General features: G+C 65.0%; 26 protein-coding genes. 6 read left to right on the top strand and 20 right to left on the bottom strand.

The features are described from left to right. Positions 1–445 precede the first annotated feature (445 nt). Together pepT and PG896_RS09470 are read left to right on the top strand one after the other, a co-directional pair. Positions 446–1,672, top strand: a complete 1,227-nt coding sequence (gene pepT / locus PG896_RS09475) for a peptidase T (protein ID WP_270835631.1) — start codon at positions 446–448, stop codon at positions 1,670–1,672. A 105-nt stretch (positions 1,673–1,777) separates the two neighbouring features. Beyond that, a complete protein-coding gene (locus PG896_RS09470) occupies positions 1,778–3,502 on the top strand; it encodes a lysophospholipid acyltransferase family protein (RefSeq protein ID WP_270835630.1) in 1,725 nt (574 codons plus the stop codon). Positions 3,503–3,565: 63 nt separating this feature from the next. Here the strand turns inward: PG896_RS09470 and PG896_RS09465 are convergent, their stop codons facing one another. From PG896_RS09465 to PG896_RS09450, 4 genes are all read right to left on the bottom strand, one after another. Next, entirely contained in the window at positions 3,566–3,877 is a 312-nt protein-coding gene (locus PG896_RS09465) for a SelT/SelW/SelH family protein (RefSeq protein WP_010674179.1), read from the bottom strand. Further along, positions 3,874–4,995, bottom strand: a complete 1,122-nt coding sequence (locus PG896_RS09460; protein ID WP_104455669.1) for an adenosylhomocysteinase — start codon at positions 4,993–4,995, stop codon at positions 3,874–3,876. Before PG896_RS09460 ends, PG896_RS09465 begins: the two co-directional genes overlap by 4 nt. A gap of 185 nt (positions 4,996–5,180) precedes the next feature. Then, on the bottom strand, positions 5,181–5,915 hold the full coding sequence (locus tag PG896_RS09455; protein WP_201872916.1) for a hypothetical protein: 735 nt from the start codon (positions 5,913–5,915) through the stop codon (positions 5,181–5,183). After that, on the bottom strand, positions 5,915–6,475 hold the full coding sequence (locus PG896_RS09450) for a YceI family protein (RefSeq protein ID WP_039038857.1): 561 nt from the start codon (positions 6,473–6,475) through the stop codon (positions 5,915–5,917). The genes PG896_RS09455 and PG896_RS09450 overlap by 1 nt, the downstream gene beginning before the upstream one ends. A 109-nt stretch (positions 6,476–6,584) precedes the next feature. Here PG896_RS09450 and PG896_RS09445 point away from each other — a divergent pair, with 109 nt between their 5' ends. Then, positions 6,585–7,487 carry a LysR family transcriptional regulator gene (locus PG896_RS09445; protein WP_039038856.1) on the top strand — a complete coding sequence of 301 codons (903 nt, stop codon included), beginning with the start codon at positions 6,585–6,587 and terminating at the stop codon, positions 7,485–7,487. 8 nt (positions 7,488–7,495) lie between these two features. Here PG896_RS09445 and PG896_RS09440 read toward each other — a convergent pair whose 3' ends face one another. Continuing rightward, positions 7,496–7,897, bottom strand: coding sequence for a hypothetical protein (locus PG896_RS09440; RefSeq protein WP_010674174.1), 402 nt, complete (start codon positions 7,895–7,897; stop codon positions 7,496–7,498). 66 nt (positions 7,898–7,963) lie between these two features. Between PG896_RS09440 and PG896_RS09435 the strand changes: the two genes are divergently transcribed. Next, on the top strand, positions 7,964–9,697 hold the full coding sequence (locus PG896_RS09435) for a formate--tetrahydrofolate ligase (RefSeq protein WP_201956327.1): 1,734 nt from the start codon (positions 7,964–7,966) through the stop codon (positions 9,695–9,697). Between the two features lie 236 nt (positions 9,698–9,933). On the opposite strand, the gene PG896_RS09430 is transcribed toward PG896_RS09435, so the two are convergent. Both PG896_RS09430 and folE read right to left on the bottom strand, forming a co-directional pair. Beyond that, positions 9,934–11,583, bottom strand: coding sequence for a methyl-accepting chemotaxis protein (locus PG896_RS09430; RefSeq protein ID WP_042882553.1), 1,650 nt, complete (start codon positions 11,581–11,583; stop codon positions 9,934–9,936). A gap of 250 nt (positions 11,584–11,833) precedes the next feature. Beyond that, entirely contained in the window at positions 11,834–12,490 is a 657-nt protein-coding gene (gene folE, locus PG896_RS09425; protein ID WP_010674171.1) for a GTP cyclohydrolase I FolE, read from the bottom strand. 370 nt (positions 12,491–12,860) lie between these two features. Here folE and moeA point away from each other — a divergent pair, with 370 nt between their 5' ends. Then, entirely contained in the window at positions 12,861–14,087 is a 1,227-nt protein-coding gene (gene moeA, locus PG896_RS09420; protein WP_270835632.1) for a molybdopterin molybdotransferase MoeA, read from the top strand. Further along, positions 14,084–14,839 carry a molybdopterin-synthase adenylyltransferase MoeB gene (gene moeB, locus PG896_RS09415; protein ID WP_049636338.1) on the top strand — a complete coding sequence of 252 codons (756 nt, stop codon included), beginning with the start codon at positions 14,084–14,086 and terminating at the stop codon, positions 14,837–14,839. The genes moeA and moeB overlap by 4 nt, the downstream gene beginning before the upstream one ends. Positions 14,840–14,906: 67 nt before the next feature. On the opposite strand, the gene PG896_RS09410 is transcribed toward moeB, so the two are convergent. The 13 genes from PG896_RS09410 to napA all read right to left on the bottom strand — a co-directional run bounded on the left by PG896_RS09410 (position 14,907) and on the right by napA (position 25,521). After that, the gene (locus PG896_RS09410; RefSeq protein WP_161470248.1) at positions 14,907–15,683 is read right to left on the bottom strand and encodes an alpha/beta fold hydrolase; all 777 of its coding nucleotides are present in this window, start codon (positions 15,681–15,683) and stop codon (positions 14,907–14,909) included. Between the two features lie 67 nt (positions 15,684–15,750). Next, positions 15,751–16,806, bottom strand: a complete 1,056-nt coding sequence (modC, locus tag PG896_RS09405) for a molybdenum ABC transporter ATP-binding protein (RefSeq protein WP_161470242.1) — start codon at positions 16,804–16,806, stop codon at positions 15,751–15,753. Next, complete coding sequence (gene modB, locus PG896_RS09400) at positions 16,803–17,483, bottom strand: molybdate ABC transporter permease subunit (protein ID WP_010674165.1); 681 nt, start codon at positions 17,481–17,483, stop codon at positions 16,803–16,805. Before modB ends, modC begins: the two co-directional genes overlap by 4 nt. Before the next feature lie 122 nt (positions 17,484–17,605). Further along, on the bottom strand, positions 17,606–18,328 hold the full coding sequence (gene modA, locus PG896_RS09395; RefSeq protein WP_201872126.1) for a molybdate ABC transporter substrate-binding protein: 723 nt from the start codon (positions 18,326–18,328) through the stop codon (positions 17,606–17,608). A gap of 53 nt (positions 18,329–18,381) precedes the next feature. After that, positions 18,382–18,861 (bottom strand): molybdopterin synthase catalytic subunit MoaE, encoded by a 480-nt coding sequence (gene moaE, locus PG896_RS09390; protein WP_102948214.1) that lies wholly within the window; start codon positions 18,859–18,861, stop codon positions 18,382–18,384. Positions 18,862–18,864: 3 nt separating this feature from the next. Then, complete coding sequence (moaD, locus tag PG896_RS09385; RefSeq protein WP_010674162.1) at positions 18,865–19,110, bottom strand: molybdopterin synthase sulfur carrier subunit; 246 nt, start codon at positions 19,108–19,110, stop codon at positions 18,865–18,867. Next, positions 19,107–19,601 (bottom strand): cyclic pyranopterin monophosphate synthase MoaC, encoded by a 495-nt coding sequence (gene moaC, locus PG896_RS09380; protein WP_043154228.1) that lies wholly within the window; start codon positions 19,599–19,601, stop codon positions 19,107–19,109. Before moaC ends, moaD begins: the two co-directional genes overlap by 4 nt. Before the next feature lie 50 nt (positions 19,602–19,651). Then, positions 19,652–20,158, bottom strand: coding sequence for a molybdenum cofactor biosynthesis protein B (gene moaB / locus PG896_RS09375; RefSeq protein WP_102948212.1), 507 nt, complete (start codon positions 20,156–20,158; stop codon positions 19,652–19,654). 193 nt (positions 20,159–20,351) lie between these two features. Then, complete coding sequence (locus tag PG896_RS09370) at positions 20,352–20,942, bottom strand: cytochrome c3 family protein (protein WP_010674159.1); 591 nt, start codon at positions 20,940–20,942, stop codon at positions 20,352–20,354. Positions 20,943–20,953: 11 nt separating this feature from the next. Beyond that, positions 20,954–21,409, bottom strand: coding sequence for a nitrate reductase cytochrome c-type subunit (locus PG896_RS09365; protein ID WP_029314277.1), 456 nt, complete (start codon positions 21,407–21,409; stop codon positions 20,954–20,956). Then, entirely contained in the window at positions 21,409–22,284 is an 876-nt protein-coding gene (gene napH / locus PG896_RS09360) for a quinol dehydrogenase ferredoxin subunit NapH (protein WP_102948211.1), read from the bottom strand. Before napH ends, PG896_RS09365 begins: the two co-directional genes overlap by 1 nt. Then, on the bottom strand, positions 22,281–23,015 hold the full coding sequence (gene napG / locus PG896_RS09355) for a ferredoxin-type protein NapG (RefSeq protein ID WP_102948210.1): 735 nt from the start codon (positions 23,013–23,015) through the stop codon (positions 22,281–22,283). Before napG ends, napH begins: the two co-directional genes overlap by 4 nt. 16 nt (positions 23,016–23,031) lie before the next feature. Continuing rightward, positions 23,032–25,521, bottom strand: coding sequence for a nitrate reductase catalytic subunit NapA (napA, locus tag PG896_RS09350; RefSeq protein ID WP_041212735.1), 2,490 nt, complete (start codon positions 25,519–25,521; stop codon positions 23,032–23,034). Between the last annotated feature and the right edge of the window lie 63 nt (positions 25,522–25,584).

The raw sequence follows: 25,584 nt of genomic DNA, 5'->3' as shown, positions 1-25,584 counted from the left end.
ATCCTGCGGGTCTGGCGGACACGGCCTGCGCAGGGTTGCCCTTGGATCGGCGCGGAGTGTACACACTTACCGCAGCCAGTGACAATAAAAAATCGTGTTAAAAAACGGGTTTTCATCGGGGGGCAAAATCTCGCTGCCAGCAAGGCGGGCTCTGGGATGGCGGGGGATGGGAGTGCGTGGGCGAGGCGATGAAAATAACCAACACGTCACGCTTTTTGGGTCACCCCTTGCCAGCGCTGGGCCGAGGGGAAATTCAGCTTTTTCGCAATTGCTTAACCAGTTTTTATTTTGGAATTTTTATGCAAGGTGCCGAGCGATGATCCCTGCCCCTCCCCCTCGATAGCCCTCCTCTCCCCCACAAAGTCATCAAAAACTGCGCTGACGCAATAAGCGGCGCCGCCGTCTTGGCCACAATGACTCCTCTTTCGTGACCCAAGGCTTGCCCATGAACACCCTGCTTTCGCGCTTTCTCCACTACCTCACCTTTTATACCCGTTCCGATGCGACCAATCCTGCCTGCCCCAGCAGCGAGGGACAGCGCCTCTTCGCCCGGGCCCTGCGCGACGAAATGACGCAGATGGGGCTGAGCCAGGTCACCCTGGACGAGCATGGCTACCTCACAGCCTGCCTGCCGGGCAACCAGCCGGATGCCCCCGCCATCGGGCTCATCGCCCACATGGACACCGCCGATTACGAGGCCGAATGCGTCGTTCCCCAGATAGTCGAGAACTATCAGGGGGGCGATATCTGCCTTGGCAAGGGGGACGAGGTGCTGGCCATCCGCCAGTACCGCTTCCTGAAAAACTACCTGGGGCAGGATCTCATCACCACCGACGGCACCACCCTGCTGGGGGCCGACGACAAGGCGGGCATCGCCGAGATCCTCACCGCCGTGGAATACCTGCAGGCTCACCCCGAGATCCCCCGTGGCGATGTCTGGGTCGGCTTTACCCCGGACGAGGAGATAGGGCGCGGTGCCGACCGCTTCCCGCTGGAGCGCTTCCCGGCCAAGTGGGCCTACACGGTGGATGGCGGCGAGCTCGGCGAGCTCGAATGCGAGAACTTCAACGCCGCCAGCGCCACGGTGCGCATCACAGGCAACAACGTCCACCCCGGCACCGCCAAGGGCAGCATGATCAACAGCCAGACCCTGGCCGCCCGCTTCCATGCCGCCATGCCCGCCGAGCAGACCCCGGAGTGCACCCAGGGGTATGAGGGCTTCTTCCACCTGGCCCGGATGGAAGGTACGGTGGAGGAGACCACCCTGCACTACCTCATCCGCGACTTCGACGATGACTGCTTCGCCGCCCGCAAGGCCCAGCTCAAGGAGCGGGTCGCCTCCCTGCAGCTGGACGCTCCCAGGGCGCGCATCACCCTGGAGATAGCGGACAACTACCGCAACATGCGCAGCCAGATAGCGCCCCATCCCCACATCGTCGAGCTGGCCAAAGCCGCCATGGAGGCCGCCGACGTGGTGCCCAAGATCAAACCCATTCGCGGCGGCACCGACGGCGCCCGGCTCTCCTTCATGGGGCTGCCCTGCCCGAACCTGTTCACCGGCGGCCACAACTTCCACGGCAAGCACGAGTTCATCCCCCTGCAATCCATGGAAAAAGCGGTCGCCACCCTGGTGGCGCTGGTGCGCCTCACCTCTGCCTGGCGGGCAGAGTAAGGGAGCAAGGACGGGGCTCGCCCCGTCATCAAACCGTCACCCAACCGACACACGAAAGGCACGCAGGGGCGTCAAGCTGGGGCAAAGTTCAGCGGAGCCTTGCCCATGTTCGATGTCGATACCCTGCTGGGGCAGCACCTGCCCCGCCTCGCCAGCCAGCCCCTCCTCCGCCCCCTGATGAGGCAGGGGCTGAGCTGGTTGCTGCACGAGGAGGCCTTCACCCGCTTTGCCATGCGCCATCCCCACCTGCGCGGTCTGGACTTCGTCGAGCAGGCCCTCACCGAGCTCCACTTCGACTACCGGGTGAGCGAGGCCGAGCTCGAGCACATTCCCGCCAGCGGCCGGGTCATTCTTGTCGCCAACCACCCCATCGGCTCCCTGGACGGACTGGCCCTGCTGCGCCTCATCGGGCGCATCCGCCCCGACGTCAAGATAGTGGCCAACCAGGTGCTGGCCCAGCTCGCGCCGCTGCGCCCTTTGCTGCTGCCGGTGGACAACCTGGGGGGCAAGACCAACAGGCAGGCCATCCTCGCCATGAATGAACACCTCGTCGCCGACGGGGCCCTGGTTATCTTCCCCGCAGGCGAGGTCTCCCGCCTCGGCCCCAAGGGGGTGAAGGATGGCCCCTGGCAGGCCGGCTTCATCAAGCTGGCCCAGCGCAGCCGAACGCCCCTGGTGCCCATTCACCTGGGAGGGCGCAACAGCCTCTGGTTCTATCTCGCCTCCTGGCTCAACAAGCCCGCCTCCGCCCTGCTGCTGGTACGCCAACTGTTTCGCCAGCAGGGGCAGACGCTGCCGGTGACCATAGGGGCGCGCATTCCCCTCGCCAGTTTTCAGGAGCTGCCGGCCAAGACGGCGGCCCGGCTGGTGCGCGGCCACCTCTACCGAATCGCTCGGGGCAAGGCGGGACGGTTGCAGACCGAGGCCCCCATCGCCCTGCCGGAGGATCGCCGCCTGCTGAAACAGGCCATCGACGGGTGCGAGCTGCTCGGCCAGACCCCGGACGGCCAGCGCATCCTGCTCTATCGCCGCCACGAGCAGAGCCACTCGGTGATCCTGCGTGAGCTGGGGCGCCTGCGGGAGATTGCCTTTCGGGCGGTGGGGGAAGGCTCGGGCAAGCGGCGGGATCTCGATGCCTTCGACGATGACTATCACCATCTCATCCTCTGGGATCCCGCCCGCCTCGACATCATCGGCGCTTACCGTTTCGCCCCGGTGGCCGAACGGCTGGCCAGCAAGGGACTGGATGGCCTCTACAGCCACACCCTGTTCGGCTTCGAAGAGAAGCTGCTGCCCCGGCTGGAACAGGCCATCGAGCTTGGCCGCAGCTTCATCCAGCCCGCCTACTGGGGCAAGCGGGGGCTCGATTACCTCTGGTTCGGCATCGGGGCCTATCTGGCCCGCTATCCCCAATACCGCTACCTGTTCGGGCCCGTCACCCTCTCCGGCAGCCTGCCGCCGGCGGCCAAGGATCTGCTGGTGAGCTTCTATCGCCAGCACTTCGCCCCCACCCTTGCCCTCGCCCCTTCCCGCCGCCCCTATCCCGCCACGCCGACGCTGTTCGAGGGGCGCGATTACGGGGACGACCTCAAGGTGCTCAAGGCCGGGCTCGACAACCTGGGCTGCGCCATTCCCACCCTCTACAAGCAGTACGCCGAGCTGTGCGAGCCGGGGGGCGTGCAGTTCATGGACTTTGGCATCGACCCGGACTTCAACCACTGCATCGACGGCCTGGTGTGGGTGGACGTGAGCCGCATCAAGCCCCACAAGCGGGCCCGCTATATTGGCCTCCCCGCCGGGGAAGGGCTGGCCACATCTGGCGACCGTTGACCGGGGGCCGCAACGAAAGAGGGAGGCCTGCGCCTCCCTCTTTCACATCATGGGTGATGCAGCCTACTCGGCTGCGGGTTTGCGATCCGCATGGCCGAGATCCCGCTCCGGGGCGATGACATCCCGCACCCGCTGCTTGATCTCCTTGGCCTCGGGGAAGCCCTCGTCGGCCACCCTGTCCCACACCAGCACCCCGTCCACCAGGATGCGAAACTCCCCCTTGCTGGCAGGCACCAGGGCCACCTCGCCCAGTTCGCCGTCGAAGGTGGAGAGCAGCTCCTGGGCGAGCCAGGCGGCCCTCAGCATCCAGCGGCAGAGGGTGCAGTAACGGATTTCGATGCGCGGTTTCGCGAGGGGCAAATGGGTGTCTGTCATGGGGTGACTCCGTGAAAATCGGTCAACCAGTGGCGAGCAATGCGCTGCATGGTGGCCTGGGGCAGTTCGTGAAGGCCCGGGGTGGATGCCTGATGGGCCAGTTGGTGCACCCCTTCGATGATCTCCGCCAGCACCAGGTAGACATATTCGCCGATGACGGCGCCGTGGACGAAATTGACCGCCTCCCCCCGGTTGAGCAAAAAGATGGTGCTGCCGTCCGGCCGGGTCAGGGCCAGCACATGGGGACACACCTCCTCGCTCGGCCAGGGCAGCTGGGCGAGGCTGAAGGCGAATTCGTCGTCGGCGGAGGTGACCGAGGCCAGCATGGCGCCGGGGCGCAGGGCCTGCATATCGGTGATGTCGAGGGAGCCGTTGCCGGTGGAGCAGATCACCAGCTCGGCGCGGCCCAGGGCCTCGGCCTTGTTCACCAGCTTGAAGCCGTGGGAGAGCGCCTCCACCTGGCGCAGGGCATCCGTCTCCACCAGCTCCAGATGCAGGTTGCGACAGCGCAGTTCCCGGGCGATGCTGCGCCCCACCTTGCCATAGCCGAACAGGGCGGCCTGGCAGACATTGAAGGTACGCCTCAGTGTACGCGCCAGGGACTCCGCGGAGTAGACCACGCTCAGGCCGATCTGGATATCTTCCGCCTGCTTGAGGGGGCTGCGGGCCACCGAGATGACGGGGGCCGCCAGGGACTCCTGTTCGTAGCGCTGATGGCCGTTCTCGGTCATCTCCACCACCCCGATGAAGCGGGCGCCAAAGTGCTCGGCCAGTACCGCCTGGCTCTTGGCAAAGTAGCCGCCGATGTCGAGGATGATGAGCCGCTCGTGAGACATCACCAGAGGGGCAATCTGGGCGATCACCTCACCGGGATCCGAGGTCCAGTGGCGATTGAGGGGCAGCACGGGGTAGTGCTGCTGGGCCCAGGCCAGCGTCGGCCCGTGCACGGACTTGGGTTTGGGCAGGATGGCGCCGACCCGGCCCACCCGATCGAGCACCTGGATGAAGTCGGGTCTGTCGGGAAGCAGGTGGGTCACCAGCAGGATGCAGAGATCCCCAAGACATCCCTGTTCGGTGAAATGGCGAAAAAACAGATGCTCAGATCCCTGACTGTGCAACTGTGGCCTCCTTAGCATGCCGCGGGAAAGCAGGCAAACAGAACCCGGCATAGCCGGGTTCTGTGTGTATCCAGATAATTGAAAATCCTTTTTATCCGAAAGCACCATGGGTCTCAATCTTTATCTGTCCAGACTTTGACAAGCCCATCAATTTCTAAGGTAATAGCCTGTTTTTCATGCAGAAATCAGTAAAGTGACGCCTCTGGCCATACCCACCACAGACTCACTCCGGCACCAACGGCCGCCACCAGGATCAAGACCCCCCAGCGAGAGAGTCCCGGGCGCCCGTGCAGGGCACGTTCCAGCAGCGGCAACAGCCAGACCGGCAGCAGCACCAGCAGGGGCACTTCCACGTACTGCCAGGCGAGCATCTGCACGAAGGCGAGTGAAAGCCCCAGGGCAGCCGGGGTCACCTTGACCCCTGCAAAGGCGCCGAGCAGGGCACGGAATCCGGCAAATGCGGCCAGGGCCCCCGTCAGCTGGGCGATGAGCAGGCTGCCATCGATGCCGATGACCAGCGCCAGCCAGATGAAGGCCAGGGCGAAGCCGAGCCCCTCCTCGCTGTCACCGCGCCAGCTCATCCAGCCAGACCAGAGGATGGCGGGCAACAGGGCCAGCCAGATCCCGGGCTCGCTCGCCAGCACGGAGGCCAGCCCCTGCCACCACACCAGGGCGCCCAGCCCCCCGAACAGCGCGAGGGCGATCCCCTTGTTGGTCCCCTGGGTCAGAGCGGGCACCAGCAGGGTCAGCGGCAGCCACTGCCACGCCTTGACCGGCAGGCCATAGGCACCGCCCAGCAGGCAGCCCACCAGCCAGATCCCCAGGGCGCCCCACAGATAGCCCAGCCGCGGCCAGCGCCACGACAGCAAAGCGGCCCCTAAAGGAGTCGCCAGGGTTTGAAGCAGGAGTGCTGCGCCCATTACTTGCGCACGCCTTCAACGAACAGGTTGATGGTCATCTCGTCAGGGATGTTCGGCACCATGTAGTTCACGCCAAAGTCGCTGCGCTTGATGGTGGTGGTGGCGTTGAAGCCGCTGCGGTAGCCGCCCCAGGGATCCTTGCCTTCGCCGATGTGGACCAGGTCGAAGGCCACGTCCTTGGAGACGCCGTGCAGGGTCAGGGTGCCCTTGAGCACGCCTTTGTCCTTGGTGCCTTCATAGCCGGTGCTGACGAAGGTCATCTTGGGGTACTGCTTCACGTCCAGGAAGTCGGGGCTGCGCAGGTGCTTGTCGCGGGCCTCGTGGTTGGAATCCACGCTGGCGGCATCGATTTCGAAGCTCGCCTTGGCCGCCGCCGGGTTGGCGTCGTCCATGCTGAAGGTGCCACTGAAGGTGTTGAACCGGCCGACCAGTTCGGAGAAGCCGAGGTGGCCCACCTTGAACTGGACTGTGGTGTGCGCTGCATCGACATCGTAATCGGCAGCCATCAGGGGAGCCGCCATAAACAGGCAGGAGGCCAGCAGGGCCTTGGTCATTTTCATTCCGATCGTTCCTTCATTGGGGGTTCACAACGGTGTCCAAAATGCTAACCTCCTATCGAGAATAGATAATCATCGATTTATTAAAATAATTATCAACCGAGAGTGGAATATGGATCAGATAGCCGCCATGCGCACCTTCATCAAGGTGGTGGAGTGCCAGAGCTTCACCAAGGCCGCCCATCAGCTCGGGATCTCGGTCGCCATGACCTCCAAGCTGATGCAGCAGCTCGAGGAGTCCCTCTCCACCCGGCTGCTGTCGCGCACCACCCGCCAAGTCAATCCCACCGAGGCGGGCCAGTTCTACTACCAGCGCTCCCTGGCCCTGCTGGCGGAGCTGGAAGAGACCCACAGCCAGCTCACCCACAACAACCAGCAGCCCCAGGGCACCCTCAAGCTCTCGGTGCCCATGGATTTCGGCTACCTGCACCTCTCCCCCGCCCTGCCGCTGTTTCGCGAGCGCTACCCGGACTTGAAGCTCGAGATTGAGTACAGCGACCGGCGGGTGGCCCTGGTGGAGGAGGGGTTCGATCTGGCCCTGCGCATCGGCAACCTGCCGGACTCCTCCCTGGTGGCCAAGCCGCTCGCCATGATGAAGATGGTGGTGTGCGCCAGCCCCGACTACCTGGCCCGCCGGGGCAGGCCGAAGACCCCGGAGGATCTCAAGCAGCACGACTGTCTCATCTACACCCTGACCCAGCCGGACTGGGTCTTCAAACGGGATGGGGAGGAGCACAGCATCCGTCCCCAGGGGCCACTTCGCGCCAACAACGGGGTGGCCCTGACCCGGGCCGCCTGCGACCACCAGGGCATCATCTTGCAGCCCACCTTCATCGTGGGGGATGCGCTGCGCTCGGGGGCGCTGGTCCCCTTGTTGCTGGAGTGGGAGAAGGGGCAGGTGGGGCTCTATGCCCTCTATCCGCACCGCCGTTTCGTGTCGGCCAAGGTGCGCTGCTTCATCGAATTCGTGCAGGAGCGCTATCTGGCGCCCCACTACTGGGACAGGGAGACCTGAGCCCGGGCTCAGGGGGTGGGCATCAGCTCGGCCACCAGCAGGTGATCCTGCTGGCTCATCTGCCAGCGTGGCAGACGCTGGCGCAAGGCGGCGAGCTCGGCCTCCCCCAGCGCATAGGGCAGGGTGACGTGCAGGCAGTGGCAATCCAGCATGGCCGCCAACTGCATCATCAGGGCGAGGTTCGCCTCGTCGCTCTTGTGCTTGTTGATGCGCTTGCCGAGCTCGTGGCGAAAGTGGGTCTCGGGATCCTGGGTCATCGCCTGCCAGCCGTAACCAAAGAGCGGGATGAAGGCGCTGACGATGCCAAGGGCGGTGAGGGGCCGTTTGGGCGGGTGATAGAGGGCGTTGAGATCCAGCAGGATGGGGCTTTGATGGGGCTCACGACTGCCGGATAAAATAGTATTGCTCATTGGATTAGCCTGTTGATTCCTCTAGACTTCGCCGCATATTTGACCTGACATGCCAACGAGGTGCTGATGCTAAGCGATATCGAGATCTCCCGCCAGTCCCCCCGCCTGCCCATCGCCGAGGTGGCAGCACAGCTCGGCATAGCGGCCGCCCATCTCCACCCCCACGGCCATTACAAGGGCAAACTCGACCTCGCGCTGCTCCATCACGCCCCCGCCCGCGAGCCCGGCAAGCTGGTGCTGGTGAGCGCCATCACGCCCACCCCCCTTGGGGAGGGCAAGACGGTCACCACGATCGGCCTCTCCATGGGGCTCAACCACATCGGCCAGCCCAGCATCGCCACCATTCGCCAACCGAGCCTCGGCCCCGTCTTCGGGGTCAAGGGGGGCGCCGCCGGGGGCGGCATGGCCCAGGTGGTGCCGATGGAGGAGATGAACCTGCACCTCACCGGGGATTTTCACGCCCTCACCGCCGCCCACAACCTGGCCTCTGCCGCCCTCGATGCCCGCCTGTTCCATGAACGCAAACTCGGTGACCAGTTCAGCGCCAGAACCGGCCTGGCGCGGCTCGATATCGACCCGGCCAACATCCTCTGGCCCCGCACCCTGGACATGAACGACCGGGCGCTTCGCCACCTCACCCTCGGCCAGGGCGGCGCTGCCGATGGAGTCGAGCGTCCCGATCGCTTCGTCATCACCGCCGCCTCCGAGCTGATGGCCATTCTGGCGCTGGCCAGGGATCTCAAGGACTTGCGCGCGCGTATCGGCCGCATCCAGCTCGCCCTCGACCTGCGCGGCAAGCCCATCACCGCCGAGCAGCTGGAAGTGGCGGGGGCCATGACGGTGCTGCTCAAAGACGCCCTCAAGCCCACCCTGATGCAGACCACGGAGCAGACCCCTGTGCTGGTCCACGCCGGCCCCTTTGCCAACATCGCCCACGGCAACTCCTCCGTCATCGCCGATCGCATGGCGCTGGGTCTTGCCGACTACGTGGTGACCGAGGCGGGTTTTGGCTCCGACATGGGGCTGGAGAAGTTCTTCAATATCAAGTATCGCCAGTCCGGCCTTCCCCCCGCCTGCGTGGTGCTGGTGGCCACGGTGCGCGGCCTCAAAGCCAACAGCGGCCTGCTCGACATCCGGCCGGGCCAGCCGCTGCCGGCCAGCCTGCAAGGGGAAGATCTCCCCACCCTGACAGCGGGGTGCGCCAACCTCGCCTGGCATATTCACAACGCCCGCCGTTACGGGGTGCCCGTGGTGGTCGCCATCAACCGCTTCCCCACCGACAGCGACGCCGAGCTGGCCCTGCTGGAGGCGGCGGCGCGCCAGGCCGGTGCCTGTGGGGTCGCCCTCTCCCGGGCCTTCACTGACGGTGGCGCGGGCGCGGCGGATCTGGCTCACGCCGTGGTGGCGGCCTGCAAGCAGCCCAGTGAGGTCAGGCTGCTCTACCCCGATGAGATGAGCCTTGCCGCCAAGCTCGCCACCCTGGTGGAGTGCGGCTATGGTGGCCGGGGCGTCACCCTCTCGGACAAGGCGCGCCAGCAACTGGCCAGACTCTCGGCAGAGGGCCAGGATCACCTGCCCGTCTGCATGGCCAAGACGCCGCTCTCCATCAGCCATGACCCGGCCAGGAAGGGCGTGCCGACGGACTTCGAGGTCCCCATCGAGGAGGTGAAACTCTGCGCGGGGGCAGGCTTCGTCTATGCCCTGGCAGGCCCCATCATGACCATGCCGGGCCTGGGCAGTCTGCCGGCCTATCGCCATATCGACATCGACGATGACGGGGAGATTGTCGGCCTGAGCTGACGCGCAGGCTGGCAGCCTGCCGTCCCTGAACACCATATCGACATCAACGATGACGGCGACATTGTCGGCCTGAGCTGACGTACAGGCTGGCAGTCTGCCGTCCCTGAACACCATATCGACATCAACGATGACGGCGACATTGTCGGCCTGAGCTGACGGCGCCCAGGTCCAGCCAGAAACAACAAGGCCCCGCCGATTGGCGGGGCCTTCTGCGCTGTGCCGGGTGGCAGCAAGACTCAGAGGGTGAAACGCTGGGTCATATGGTGCAGGGTATTGGCCAGCTTGCTCAGCTCGACACAGGCCTGGGCGGTCTGCTGCGCCCCCTGGGCATTCTCGTCGGCGGCGGTGTGGATCTTGACGATGCTGCGATTGAGCTCCTCGGTGACCGCGTTCTGCTGCTCGGTGGCGGTGGCGATCAGGGTGTTCATGTCGGTGATCTGGGTGACGGCACCATTGATGCTGTCGATGCTGCTCCCCGCCTCCCGCGCCAGCTCCACGCTCTCCTGCATCTGCTGACGGCTCAGCTGCATGGCGCTGCCCGCCTCGGCGGTGCGCTCCTGCAACACCTCGATCATCTTGCTGATCTCGGCGGTGGATGCCTGGGTACGCTGGGCCAGACTGCGCACCTCGTCCGCCACCACCGCAAAGCCACGGCCCTGCTCGCCGGCCCGGGCCGCTTCGATGGCCGCGTTGAGGGCCAGCAGGTTGGTCTGCTCGGCGATGCCGCGAATCACGTCCAGCACCATGCTGATGCTGGCGCTGTCGGTCTCCAGTTGCTGCACCACGCTCCCGGCCTGCTCTATCTGACGGGAGACCTGCTCTATGCTGCCGATGGCGCTGCGCACCACCTGGTTGCCCTGGGTGGAGGTGCGGGAAGCCTGCTTGGCCGCCCCCATGGCGTCCGTGGTGTTGCGAGCCACCTCATTGACGGTGGACTGCATCTCGTTCATGGCGGTGGCGACCTGAGAGACCTCTCCCTGCTGGCTTGCCATGCCTTTGGCGGACTGCTCGGAGATGGCGCTCACCTCCTCTACCGCGCTGCTGAGCTGGCTCACCGAGCCGGAGATTTCGCTCACCAGCTCTGCCAGTGCCCCCTGCATCCGGTCGATGGCCGACCCCAGCTGACCCAGCTCGTCGCGGTTGAAGCGGTTGCCGCGGACCCACTCCTGCAGCTCGCCCCGGCCGAGATCGCCGCTCGCGATGCGCTGGGCCTGACGGGCCAGCATGATGAGCGGGTCGCGGATCTGGCGGGTCAGCACCACCGAGAGGGCGACAACCAGGGCCAGGCCTATCACCAGGGCCAGGGTCACGCTCAGCTTGGCGCTGTCAAAGGCGTCCACCACCTCGGCACGGGAGCCCACGGAGTAGCCGTGGTTGATGCGGATAAGCTCACCCACCGACTTGGTCAGATTGGTATAGAGGGTGACCCCCTCCCCCATGAAGAGGTGCTGGGCTTCGGCCATCTGTCCCGAGTCCTGCATCTGCCGGATGCGCTGGTGCAGGGCGACATATCGCTCCCAGTCCGCCTTGACGATGTCAAAGGCACGGCGCTCCTCCCGATCCTCCGCCCAGATGGTGCCATCGTGGGCCACTATCTGGCGCGCAGCCTCTTGCAGGCTCTTCTCGCTCTCGTTGCGATAGCGGGCCTTCTGCTGGGCATCGTCCGCCACCAGGAAGACATCCAGTTCGTAGCGGCGCAGGGCATTGATGGTCTCGCCGAGGGTGCTGGTGCGCACGACGGCGGGCAGGATACTGTCGGTAAAGCCGATGGCGGCGCGGTTCATCTTGCTGAATTCAAACAGCGAGAAGCCGCCGATAAAGGCCATCATCAGGCCGAGTACGGCAAAGCCGGCGGTAAGTTTTTTGCCTATCGTCATGGTGTTCATGGCATGTCCTGCATGGGGAAAACAAGTGGCATTGCTGGGCGCAGGCCTGGCCTGCGCCTTCACTACCCTCCTTGGCAGCACATCTCGTCCCTGTCGGCGCGCACAAGGGCGGGCCCGGGGGTGTCGGCGTCAACCAGACCGTCCGACAACACGGAGAGCCATAGCGACCGGCACGGTCACAACTTTAGGTATTTTTCAAAAAAAGTGAGGGAAAGGAGACGGGGCCTGTCGGCGACAGGCCCCGGGAGCACTACCCTTTCAGACCACCGAGGAACTCGGCGCGGGTGTCGGGCTGGGTCTTGAAGACGCCGCCCAGAGAGGTGGTGGTGGTGTAGGAGGTGGAGTCCATCACGCCACGGGCCTTCACGCAGAAGTGGGTCGCCTTGATGCTGATGGCCACGTCCCTGGTGCCAAGCAGGGTCTGCAACGCCAGCAGGATCTGCTGGGTCAGCCGCTCCTGTACCTGGGGACGGCGGGCGAAGAACTGCACGATGCGGTTGATCTTCGACAGGCCAATCACCTTGCCGCGGGGAATGTAGGCCACGTGGGCAAAGCCGTCTATGGTGACGAAGTGGTGCTCGCAGGTGCTGGTGAGGCTGATGTCCCGCACCATGATCATCTCGTCCACCTTCATCTTGTTCTCGATCACCGTCACCTTGGGGAAGGTGGCATAGTCGAGGCCGGAGAAGATCTCGTTCACGTACATCTTGGCAATGCGGTGCGGGGTCTCGGCCAGACTGTCGTCGGCCAGATCCAGTCCCAGCGTCTCCATGATGGCGCGCATATGACCTTCGATTTTTTCCTTTTTCTGCTGGCCGCTCAATTCATTGGCCACCAGAGGTGTCTCAAGGCCCTCGGCCTCGAGCGCCGCCCTGACCAACAGGGCTTCCTGGCTTAAGCTCGTCATCGTGTTTCTCTCCCACGCTCAGGGACTGTGCTGGCCTGCGGCATGGTGCCGCGGCGCAATCTTACAGGGCGATTATTGTCATAATTCTGTCTAACTCAAGCCCGGTGCCCGACTTTATGCCAAACCACCCCGTTTTGTCCGCACCGGCCTGCCCATTCGGGGGCAAGGCGCACGGCCATGCCGCCTCTTCCCCACCTGCCATCCCGCGCAAGCCTCGCCCTGGTTACCCATCAGGAGGTAATTCAACGGGATAGCGCCCCAGAATCCGATCACACCGGGGCATCTGCCCCCCATTACCGCACCTTCGGTCTGCCCATCGGAGCGGATTTTTGGGATAATCCGCCCCCTACACACCAGAGAGGTCATGATGATGGGATTCGATACCGGTGCACTCCTCCCCTTGGACAAGGCCCTGCAAGGGATGCTGGAACAACTCACCTGCTGCTGCGAGACGGAGCGGTTGCCCCTGCCCCAGGCGCTGGATCGGATCCTGGCCGAGGAGATAAGCTCCCCCCTCTTCGTCCCCCCCTTCGACAACGCCGCCATGGACGGCTATGCCGTGCGCCTGGCGGATCTCGCCGCCGGGGTGCCGCTCCCCGTGGCGGGCAAGGCCTTTGCGGGCCAGCCCTATGAGGGGGAGTGGCCCGCCGTCCACTGCATCCGCATCATGACCGGGGCCCCTGTGCCCCCGGGTGCTGACGCAGTGGTGATGCAGGAAGAAACGCAAGCCGGCGACAACGGGATCACTTTCCTGACCCGCCCCGTTGCCGGCCAGAACATCCGTCGCCGCGGCGAGGACCTGGCGCAGGGTGACAGGGTGCTCGAAAGCGGCCTTCGCCTGAGCCCCAGAGAGCTGCCGCTGCTCGCCTCCCTTGGCATCGCGAACGTCACGGTGCGCCGTCCCCTCAGGGTCGCCATCTTCAGCACAGGGGACGAGCTCAAGCCTCTGGGCACCCCGCTCCAGCACGGGGACATCTACGACTCCAACCGCTACGGGGTCAAGGCGATGCTGAGCCGCATGGGCTGTGAGTGCCTGGACCTTGGCATCATCCCCGATGATCCGGCGGCCCTTCGCGCCGCCTTCTTGCAGGCCGACCGCGAGGCCGATGCCCTGATCACCACCGGGGGAGTCTCGGTGGGGGAAGCGGACTTCACCAAGCAACTGCTCGAAGAGCTCGGGGAAATTGGCTTCTGGAAGCTCGCCATCAAGCCGGGCAAACCCTTCGCCTTTGGCCGGTTGCCAAACGCCTGGTTCTTCGGTCTGCCGGGCAACCCGGTCTCCGCCATGGTCACCTTCGATCAGCTGGTGCAACCGGCCCTGGCCAGACTGGCCGGTCAGCAGTTTGCACGCCCGCACCCCCTCCAGGCCCTGGCGACAGCGCCGCTCAAGAAGAGCCCGGGGCGCCTGGACTTCCAGCGCGGCATCCTGAGTGTGGGCCCGAATGGCCTCGAGGTACGCAGCACCGGCTCCCAGGACTCCGGGGTGTTCAGCTCCCTGTCCCGGGCCAACTGCTACATCGTGCTCGAGCAGGAGCGCGGCAAGGTGGCCGCCGGTGAGACGGTCACCGTCGAGCCCTTCTCGGGGCTGCTGCTGTGAGCGAGATCCTGAGCGACGCAGAACTCCTTCGCTACAACCGCCAGATCGTGCTCAAATCCTTCGACTTCGAGGGGCAGGAGGCGCTCAAGCAGTCCCGCGTGCTGGTCATCGGCGCCGGGGGCCTGGGCTGCGCCGCCAGCCAGTATCTGGCGGTGGCCGGGGTCGGCCACCTCACCCTGGTGGATTTCGATCGGGTGGAGCTCTCCAATTTGCAGCGCCAGGTGCTGCACAGCGACGAGCGCATCGGCCAGCTCAAGGTGGAGTCCGCGGCGACGTCCCTGCGCGCCCTCACCCCCTGGCTCGAGGTGGAGACCCACGCCGCCCTCGCCGACGAGGCGCTGCTCGATGCCCTGCTGCCAGGCCATCAGCTAGTGCTCGACTGCACCGACAACGTCGCCATCCGCAACCTCCTCAACCAGCGTGCCCGCCAGCACAAGGTGCCCCTGGTCAGCGGCGCCGCCATCCGGCTGGAAGGGCAGCTTTGCAGCTTCACCTGGCAGGAGGATGAACCCTGCTACGCCTGTCTCAGCGCCCTCTTTGGCGATCAGGCCCTCACCTGTGTCGAGGCGGGGGTACTGGCCCCCGTGGTGGGGCTGGTGGGCAGCTTGCAGGCGCTCGAGGCCATCAAGCTGCTGGCGGGCATGGGCAAAAGCTACAGCGGCCGCCTGCTGATGATCGACGGTCTGGGTGGCAGCTTTCGCGAGCTGAAACTGCCCAAACGCCCCGACTGCCCGGTCTGCTCAAAGCCCTGAGCTGCGCCCACAAAAAAGCCGAACCCCGGGGTTCGGCTTTTTTATCTACCTCTGCTGTCTGCTCCCCTCAATGGGTTGAGAGGATCCGCTGCAACAGATGATTGAACCCGGCAGGATCTTCCGCCGGCCAGGCGTGGTGACCATCCGGAGTGTGGATGGTGGCATTGGGCAGGGAGGCGAACTGCTCCACCCGCCGCGCCAGGGGCAGATAGTCGTGACTGGTGGAGATGATGGCCACCGGCTGCCAGAGGGTGCCGAGACGAGCCCGCACCGACCAGCCGGGCAGCGCCTCCAGCAGCGCCTTGTAGGTCTTCTTTTTGTTGCGCACGAAGCGCCCCCGGAAGGTGTGGCGCACCTGGGCGAGATCGGGGCCGGGAAAGAGCTCGCGACCGAGCCACCACGCCAGCGGCCGCATGCCGAACCAGCGCAGCCACTTGAGGCGCATGGCATAGCGCTCCTGCTCCTTTGGTGTCTCCAGCAGAAATTCGCTGAAGCCGTTGACCAGCACCAGCCCCTGCACCTTGTGGGGCAGTTGCAGCGCCAGCTCCAGCGCCACCATGGCACCGAGCGACAACCCCACTACCCAGGCAGGCTCGGGCTGCTCGTCGAGCCAGCGGGCCACGTCCGCCGCCAGGGTGGGCACGTCAAAGGGCCCCTCCTGCATGCTCTGGCCGTGGCCGCGCAAGTCCATGGCCACCACCCGGTAGCGCTCGGAAAAACGCTCGATCTGCGCCTGCCAGTCGAGGCTGGAAGAGCCCAGCCCGTGCAGCAAGAGCAGCAAGGGCCCCTCCCCCGCACTGCGCAGGGCCAAGCCATGGGATTTCATTACCTGATTGCGACGCACCCGTCCCCCCTTTCTCGACGCCATGCCGGCCACTCATGGCCAGCCAATCCGTACTCCGGTCCCCTGTCTACCCCTCTCCCACCAGGCTCACCGCCTTGATGTAGGCGTAGAGGCGCATGGCCGGCGTCAGGGCGAGCCGCTGCGCGGAGCGGCTGGTGATCCGGGCCAGCAGTATCTGCTGCCCGAGAGCCAACTGCAACAGGGTCTGCCCCGGTCGCACCTCCCGCACCTCCAGCAGCCGGGTCTCGAGGCAGTTGGAGAGGCTGGAGTGCACGATGGGCTCGGTGGCGATCACCAGATCCCGCGCCGCCACCTTGATCTGCAAGGGGCCTGCTTCATCGGGGGCATGCTCCATGGTCACCATCAGGGTCTGCTCCCCGAGTCGCAGGGTCGCCATCTGCTCGTGCTCGTCGTAGTGGGACAGGGTCGCCGAGAGCATGACCCCGACGTCGTCGCGACTGGCCAGCGACAGGTCGGTGCGGGCGAAGATCTCCTCTGGGGTGCCCTGGGCCTCCACCCGTCCCTCTGCCAGCAGCACCAGTCCATCGCAGAGCAGGCTCACCTCCTCCATGGCGTGGCTGACGAAGATCATGGGGATGCCGCTCTCCTGCTGCAAGCCCTTGAGCACGTGGGCCTGATGGATGCGGCTGCGCCTGTCCAGCGCCGAGAAGGGTTCATCCAGCAGCAGCAGATCAGGCTCGGCCAGCAAGGCCCTGGCCAGTGCCACCCGCTGACGCTGACCGCCGGAAAGGCCGTGGGCCGGTTGCCCCAGCAGCTCGGCAAAGCCAAGACGCGCAGCCAGATCCTCTGGCTGCCAGCGCCCCCTCCCCTTGCGAGCCGCCAGTTGCAGGTTGCCGAGCACACTCAGGTGGGGGAAGAGACGAGCATCCTGAAACACCAGCCCGATGCGCCGCGCCTCGGGGGGCAGGGCTGCAAGCTCGCGCCCCTGCCAGCGCAGGGCATCGCCCGGGGCCCTGTCGAGCCCGGCGATGATACGCAGCAGGGTGCTCTTGCCACAGCCCGAAGGACCGAACAGGCCGAGGATGCGGCTGGGGGGCAGCGCCAGATCGCACGCCAGGGTGAAGGGTCCGAAATCACGTCTGGCCTTGAGGTAGAGGTTCATCCGAACAGCCTCCGTTGCCGGCGTTGCAGCACCCCGTAGACCAGCACCAGCATCACCAGGGAGAAGCCCATCAGGCCGCCTGCCAGAATATGGGCATTCTGGTAATCCATCGCCTCCACGTGATCAAACAGGGCGATGGAGAGCACCTGGGTCTCCCCGGGAATGTTGCCGCCGATCATCAGCACCACCCCGAACTCCCCCAGGGTGTGGGCAAAGCCCAGCGCTGCCGCCATCACGAAGCTGGGCAGCGTCATGGGCAGGATGATGCGAAAGAAACGCTCAAACGGGCCCATCCCCAGGGTGGCGGCAGCCTCCAGCTCCTTGTTGCCCATGTTGACGAAGGCGGAGGTGAGGGGCTGTACCACGAAGGGGAGCGAATAGATGACGGAGGCGATGAGCAGGCCGAGGAAACTGAAGGCGAGCGGGGCTCCGAAGGTCTCCCGCCACCAGCCACCGAGGCCGTACTCCGGGGAGAAGGCCAGCAGCAGATAGAAACCGAGCACGGTGGGCGGCAGCACCAGCGGCAGGGCCACCATGGCTTCCACCAGAGGGCGCAGCCGGTGCTGGCTGCGAGACAGCCACCAGGCGAGCGGCGGCGACAGCAGCAGCAGGATGGCAGTGGTACTGGCCGCCAGTTTCAGGGTCAGCCAGACCGCCAGCAGATCCCCTTCACTCATAGGGTCCCCTCTCGGGTGTCGATAAAAAACAGGGCGCCGTCATGACGGACGCCGCCTTGGGACACGTCAGGCACCGGATCTGGCCAGCACGGGGCTGGCCGGCCCCGGCAGACGCCGGGCGCTTACTGCGGCAGGGCGTAACCCGCCGCCTTGATCTGCGCCTGTCCCGGCCCCTTGAGCCAGGCGACCAGGGCATCCACCGCTGCCCCTTTCTTCAGCACCAGGGCCTGCTGCTCGATGGGGGGATAGAAGCTGGCCGGCACCGCCCAGGCTTCGCCGGTCTTGCCCGCCTCCACCAGGTTGGCCCAGGCGACGAAGCCCAGCTTCGCATTGCCGGTATCGACAAACTGCCAGGTCTGGCTGATGTTGGTGCCGGTCAGCACCCGATACTGCTTGGGATCGATCTTGAGGTGAGCCAGGGTCGCCATGGCGGCGGCGCCATAGGGCGCTGTCTTGGGATTGGCGATGGCCAGCTCCCCCTGCCAGTGGCGCAAGGTGGCCTCGTCAGGAGCAGGCCCCCCCTTCTGCCAGAGGCCGAGCTGACCGATGGCATAGGTGAAGCGTTCGCTCCCCTTGCCTTCCGACTCCAGCTTTTGAGGGGTCGCCACGTCGGCCGAGAGGAAGAGATCGAAGGGCGCACCGTGGGTGATCTGGGTATAGAGCACGCCGGTGGCCGCCGAACTGATGGCGATGTTGTGGCCGGTCTTGGCGGTGAACTCCTTGCCGATGCGCTCTATGGTGCCCTTGAAGTTGGCCGCCACCGCCACCTTGACCTCGTCAGCCAGCACAGCACCGCTGTACATGGCGCCGATCCCCAGCACCAACAGGGATACCCATCTCTTCATTCCGTTGCTCCTTATGTTCCGGCACGCCGGATCGATTGACACGAGCTCGAGGCTCACTCCCCTTGTTGCCAGCGGGCCAGGGCGGCGTCATCGCTCGCCCTGGCCTCGACCCAGCGTTGCACCCCGTCGGCGGTCAGCTCTTTTTTCCAGAACGGCGCCCGGGTTTTCAAGAAATCCATGATGAAGTGGCAGGCCTCGAAGGCCGCCTCGCGGTGGGCACTGCTCACCACCACCAGCACGATCTGATCCCCGAGCAGCAGCTCGCCGATGCGGTGAATGAGGGTACACTCCTGCAGGGGCCAGCGGCTGCGGGCCTCGGCCACTATGTTCGTCAGCGCCTTCTCGGTCATGCCGGGGTAGTGTTCGAGGGCCAGCCCCTTCACATGCTCCCCCTGATTGAAGTCGCGCACCTTGCCGACAAAGCTGACAATCGCGCCTGTGTCCTGCCGGGCAGCAAGGCGGGCATATTCGTCGGCCAGCGAGAAGTCAGCCCGCTGCACCAGAATGCGATCTGTGATGGCTACGTCGCTCATGGCTCAACCTCCGGTCACCGGCGGGAAGAAGGCTACCTCATCCCCGTCATGGAGAGGGGTATCCAGCGGCACCAGGGTCTGGTTGACCGCCACGAGGAGCTTGCCGGATTCGAGCGCCAGCGCCCACTTGTCACCCCGCTCGCTCAAGGCGGCGCGAAGGGCATCGGCACTGGCGTAGTCGCAAGGCAGGCTGAGCTCGTCGCAGCCGACCAGCTCACGCACCTGGGCAAAAAACAGAACCTTGATCATGCCTGCTCTCCTTTGGTCGCACCCAGTTGGAAATGACCGGACTTGCCGCCCTTTTTCTCCACCAGACGCACCTGCTCGATCACCATGTCCTTTTGCACCGCCTTGCACATGTCGTAGATGGTCAGGGCCGCCACCGAGGCGGCGGTGAGCGCTTCCATCTCCACCCCGGTCTTGCCCGAGAGCTTGCACAGGGTGCGGATATGGACCCGATTGTGCGCCGCCTGGGGGGCTATCTCTACCTCCACCCGGGTCAGGGCCAGGGGATGGCAGAGGGGAATGAGATCCGAGGTCTTCTTGGCCGCCATGATGCCGGCGATGCGGGCGGTGGCGAAGACGTCCCCCTTGTGGTGCTGACCGCTCAGGATCAACGCCAGGGTCTCGGGGGCCATGGTCACGAAAGCCTCGGCGCGGGCCTCGCGTTCGGTCACCTGCTTGTCGGTGACATCCACCATGTGGGCCTCGCCGCTCTGGTTGAGATGGGTCAGGTTCATCTATGCCCCTATCGAAGAATAAGATGGATGATCCGGGTTTACTCCCGGGATCACAGATGGGTCACGAAGTTGCACGGCCGGGTACGGGCGTCGAGCTGATCCCGGATAAGCTGTTCCCAGCCCAGACGGCAGGCGCCGGTGGAGCCGGGCAGGCAGCAGATCAGGGTGCGATTGGCGAGTCCTGCCAGGGCACGGCTCTGCATGGCGGAGCCTTTTATCTCGGCAAACGAGAGCTGGCGGAACATCTCGCCAAAGCCCTGCACCGTGCGCTCGAACAGCACGCCGACCGCCTCGGGCACCCGGTTCTGCTCGTTGAAGCCGGTGCCGCCGTTGATGAGCACCACCTGGACTCCCTCGTCGGCAATCCACTCGCTCACCTGGGCGCGGATGCGAAACAGGTTGTCTGGGCAGAGCGCCCGGTCGGCCAGCACGTGGCCGGTCTGGGTCAGGGCCTCGACCAGATAGTCCCCCGAGCTGTCATCGGCAGCGGTGCGACTGTCGGAAACCGTCAGGACGGCGATCTTGAGAGGGATGAATTCGCTGTGTTTGGGTGCCATTGGGGCCATTCCTGTCAATCATTGACCACGAGAGGATGAGGTGAACGCGCCGCACCGTGGTGCCAGCCATGAAAGGAGCCGGTGGGCGCCGCGTTGCCGGGAAGGGATTCTATCAAAAGATGTCTGGCTGGGGGGCGTCATTGCCCATTAATCTCGAAGGCCGCCGGATCCCGGGGATCCGGCGGCCTTCCCATCAGAAGCCTGGCACCCCTTTCATGTCAGGCAGTTGGTGCGCAATCCCCTTGTGGCAGTCGATGCAGGTGTTGGCCCCGCTTGCCAGGTTGGTGGAGTGCATCTGGGCGGCTCGACGCCCTTGCAGGGAGAAGTCCATGTACTCGAAGTTGTGGCAGTTGCGGCACTCGCGCGAATCCGTCTCCTTCATCCGCTGCCACTCCCGCTCGGCCATCTCCCGCCGGTGGGATTCAAACTTCTCGCGGGTATCCACCTTGCCGGTGATCATGCCCCACAGCTCCTTGGAGGCCTGCACCTTGCGGATGATCTTGTAGGTCCATTCGTGGGGTACGTGGCAATCCGGGCAGCTGGCCCGCACGCCGGAGCGGTTGGCGTAGTGGATGGTGTCGCGGTACTCCACGAACACGTTGTCCTTCATCTCGTGGCAACCGGTGCAGAAGGCCTCGGTGTTGGACGCTTCCATGGCGGTGTTGAACCCGCCCCAGAAGATGACGCCACCGAAGAAGCCCATCAGCAGGATGACCCAGAGGGCCGCCTTCGACGGTGACTTGAAGGTGGTCCACAGACGCTTCACAAAGCCGGGTAATTTCATCTATGGGTTCCTCAGTTCAGCGCTTCAACCGGTTTGAAGGTATTGTTCACCAGCGGCTTGGCATCCGCTTGCGGCACGTGGCACTGCAGACAGAAGTAGCGACGCGGAGAGACTTCGCCCAGGGTCATGCCGTCGCGGGTCTCGAAGTGGGTGGGGCTTATCTTGGGGGCCTTCATGGCACTGGCGTTCTTGAAGCTGTGACAGGCCAGGCACTTGTTGACCTTGTTGTCCACTTCATAGTTGCGGGTGTCGTGGGGGATCAGCGGGGGCTGGTGCATGTACTGGCGATCGTAGAGGTCGCCATCCTTGCGAAAGTTCTTCATGGGGGCCGCGTCGGCATCCGTCACCAGATCCGTGCTTCCCCGCTCCGACTTGATGCCCCCCGTGCTGTTGGTGATCTCGGGGACGGCCGCCATCAAGGAACCCGCCATCAGGCAGGCCAGCATTGCTCCAATCAGCTTCTTCATTATGTGTTCTCCGACGTTTTCTCTGCCTTGACGGCAAAACCTACAGTGATTTCAAAAACTTGCTCCGCGCAGACATCGATGCAACGGCCGCAGTTGGTACACTCCTGAGCCGCAATCAAGGGCCCGTGACCACGCCTGGCACCGTGAACGGGGCCGCGCAGGATGGGGCGCTCCGGGCAGACCGCATAACAATCCATGCAGTTGCTGCACCGCTCGCGCCCCGAGGCTGCAATCTTGATGAACCCGACCCGGTTGACCAGGGCATAGAAGGCCCCCACCGGACAGAGGTGACCGCACCAGCCCCGCTCCACCACAAAAAGGTCGAACAGGAACAGCGCCGCCAGCAGGCCCCAGCCCGCCCCCATGCCGAACAGCAGGCCGCGCAGGGTGAGGGGCACCGGATTGACCAGCTCCCACACCAGCACGCCGGCGATGGCCGGCGCCACCAGCACCATGGCCAGCAGCCAGTAGCGGGTAGCGCGGTTGAACTGACCGTTGCCCTTGAGCCCGAGCCGCCCCCTGAGCCAGGCGGCGGCATCGGTGACCAGGTTGACCGGACAGACCCAGGAGCAGAACACCCGCCCCCCGACCAGCCAGTAACCCGCGAGCACCAGCCCGGCCCCGAGCCAGAGGGTGGGGATGGGCCACTGGCCCGCCGCCACCGACTGCAACAGGGTCAGGGGATCCGTGAGGGGCACCGTCTCCAGCAGCAGCGAGCTGGAGAGGTTGCCCTTGAGGATCCAGATGCCCGCGAGCGGCCCCAGCAGGAACAGCCCCAGCACCCCGAACTGGCAAAGCCGGCGCAGCAGCAGGAAGCGGTGGGCACGCCACCACCCCAGCCTGGCCGTGGCCTCGGCCCCCGGATACCGACTCATAGACCCTCCGGTTTGCGGGTCGGCAGGGTCAGTCGCTCACCGATGAGGGACTTGCCCGCCTTCTCCTTCTCTTCCCACCCGAGCCGGTAGTGGTGACCCAGCTCCCCCTTGGCAAGCTGGCGAGGCACCACCTTGATGGCCGCCTCCTCCAGCACGCAGGCGTGCTCGCACTTGCCGCAGCCGGTACAGAGATCGCTGTGCACCGTGGGCAGGAACATGGCGTGCTTGCCGGTGCGCGGGTTGTGCTGCAGCTCCAGGGTAATGGCCTTGTCGATGAGGGGGCAGACCCGGTAGCAGACGTCGCAGCGCAGCCCCAGGTAGTTGAGGCAGGTCTCGTGATCGATGAGCACCGCCACCCCCATCCGCGCCTGATCGATGTCGGTCATGGCCCGATCCAGCGCCCCGCTCGGGCAGGCCGCCACGCAGGGGATATCGTCACACATCTCGCACGGGACGGCGCGCGCCTTGAAATAGGGGGTGCCGGTGGTCACGGGTTCAAACAGCCGGGCGAGCTTGAGGGTGTCGTAGGGGCAGGCCAGGGCGCAGAGCCCGCAGCGCACGCAGGCGCCGAGAAACTCTGCCTCGTCGAGGGCCGCCGGCGGGCGCAGCGCCTGGGCAGGCAAAGCCTGCACCTGCTGGCGCGCCACGCCGCCAAGCCCCACACCAAGCAGGCCCACACCGCAGGCCCCCTTGGCGAGGTCGGCCAGAAACTGGCGCCGACTACGACTCATCTCGCGCTCCCCCGCCTCAGGCCTTCATGACCTTGACGGCGCACTTCTTGTAATCCGTCTCCTTGGAGAGCGGATCGGTGGCGTCCAGGGTCAGCTTGTTGACCAGCTGGCTCGCATCGAAGAAGGGCATGAACACCAGTCCCTTGGGCGGACGGTTGCGGCCACGGGTCTCGACCCGGGTCTTCACCTCGCCCCGGCGGGAGGAGACGATCACCTCTTCACCACGGCGCACGCCACGGGCCTTGGCATCTTCCGGGTGCATGAACAGCACCGCATCCGGGAAGGCGCGATAGAGCTCGGGCACGCGACGGGTCATGGTGCCGGTGTGCCAGTGCTCCAGCACGCGACCGGTGGAGAGCCACATGTCGTACTCTTTGTCCGGAGCTTCGGCAGCCGGCTCATAGGGCAGCGCGAAGATGACCGCCTTGCCGTCGGGCTTGCCGTAGAAGCGCACCCCCTCCCCCGCCTTCACGTAAGGGTCGAACCCTTCGCGATAGCGCCACAGGGTCTCCTTGCCGTCCACCACCGGCCAGCGCAGGCCACGGGCTTCGTGATACTGATCGAACGGCGCCAGGTCGTGGCCATGGCCGCGACCGAAGGAGGCGTACTCCTCGAACAGCCCCTTCTGGACGTAGAAACCAAAGTGCTCGGCCTCGTCGTTCAGGGCCCCCTTGCTCTGCTCTTTCGGGAACTGGTTCACCTGGCCGTTGGCATAGAGCACGTCGAACAGGGTCTTGCCCTTCACTTCCGGCATCTTGGCAATCAACTCAGCCGGCCACACCTCTTCCACGGTGAAGCGTTTGGAGAACTCCATCAGCTGCCACAGGTCGGACTTGGCCCCTTCCGGTGCCTTCACCTGCTGGTGCCAGAACTGGGTGCGACGTTCGGCGTTGCCATAGGCCCCCTCTTTCTCCACCCACATGGCGGTGGGCAGGATGAGGTCGGCCGCCTGGGCGGTCACGGTCGGATAAGGGTCGGAGACCACGATGAAGTTGGCCGGGTTGCGATAACCGGGCAGCGCCTCTTCGTTCATGTTCGGGCCGGCCTGCATGTTGTTGTTGCACATCACCCAGTAGGCGTTGAGCTTGCCGTCTTTCAGCATGCGGTTTTGCAGCACGGCGTGGTAGCCCACCTGCTCCGGGATGGTGCCTTCCGGCAGCTTCCAGATCTTCTCGGCGATGGCGCGGTGTTTGGGATCCGTGACCACCATGTCCGCCGGCAGACGGTGGGCGAAGGTACCCACTTCACGGGCGGTACCACAGGCGGAGGGCTGGCCGGTCAGGGAGAAGGGGCCGGAGCCCGGCTGGGAGATCTTGCCGGTCAGCAGGTGGATGTTGTAGCAGAGGTTGTTGGCCCAGACGCCACGGGTGTGCTGGTTGAACCCCATGGTCCAGTAAGAGACCACCTTCTTGTCCGGATCCGCATAGATCTGGGCCAGCTTCTCGAGCTTGTCCTTGGGCACGCCGGAGAGCTTGGAGACGGACTCCAGATCGTAATCCGCCACGAACTTGGCGAAGTCGTCGAAGCTCATGGGGGTGGAGTCGCCGCTGTCCGGGTTCTTGGCCTTTTGCTGCAGCGGGTTGGTGGGACGCAGGCCGTAACCGATGTCGGTCACCCCTTTGCGGAACTGGGTGTGCTTGTTGACGAACTCCCAGTTCACCTTGTCGTTCTGGATGATGTAGTTGGCGATGTAGTTGAGGATCGCCAGATCGGTCTGGGGGGTGAACACCAGCCCGTTGTCCGCCAGCTCGAAGCTGCGGTGCTCGAAGGTGGAGAGCACGTGCACCTGCACATCCTGGTGGGACAGACGGCGATCGGAGATGCGCGACCAGAGGATGGGGTGCATCTCGGCCATGTTGGAGCCCCACAGCACGAAGGCGTCGGCCTGCTCGATGTCGTCGTAGCAGCCCATGGGTTCATCCATGCCGAAGGTACGCATGAAGCCCACTACCGCGGAGGCCATGCAGTGACGGGCATTGGGATCCAGGTTGTTGGAGCGCAGGCCTGCCTTCATCAGCTTGGCGGCGGCATAGCCTTCCCAGACGGTCCACTGGCCGGAGCCGAACATGCCGACGGCGGTCGGGCCCTTCTCTTTCAGGGTCGCCTTGAACTTCTCGGCCATGATGTCGAAGGCCTGATCCCAACTGATGGGGGCGAAGTTGCCGTTCTTGTCGAACTTGCCGTTCGTCATGCGCAGCATGGGCTGGGTCAGGCGATCCTCCCCGTACATGATCTTGGAGAGGAAGTAGCCCTTGATGCAGTTCAGGCCACGGTTGACCGGTGCATCGGGATCCCCCTGGGTCGCCACGACGCGGCCAGCCTGGGAGCCCACCAGCACGGAACAGCCGGTCCCGCAGAAGCGGCACGGTGCCTTGTCCCAGGTGATGGCGGTCTTGTCGGTACTGGTGATCAGGTTCGCCGCCAGAGTGGGGGCACTGACACCGGCCACGGCAGCGGCTGCCGCCACCGCATTGGCCTTCATAAAGTCGCGTCGACTCAGCTTCATGACATATCCTCGCATTGCTTAATCACATCAATGACAGCCATTGTGACGAGCCGCGCTGGCTCA

Origin of the sequence: Aeromonas sp. QDB30, assembly GCF_027707645.1 — a bacterium.
Classification (GTDB): domain Bacteria; phylum Pseudomonadota; class Gammaproteobacteria; order Enterobacterales; family Aeromonadaceae; genus Aeromonas; species Aeromonas caviae.
Note: the sequence above shows the minus strand (reverse complement) of the source record. Positions and strands in the feature narration are given on the sequence as shown.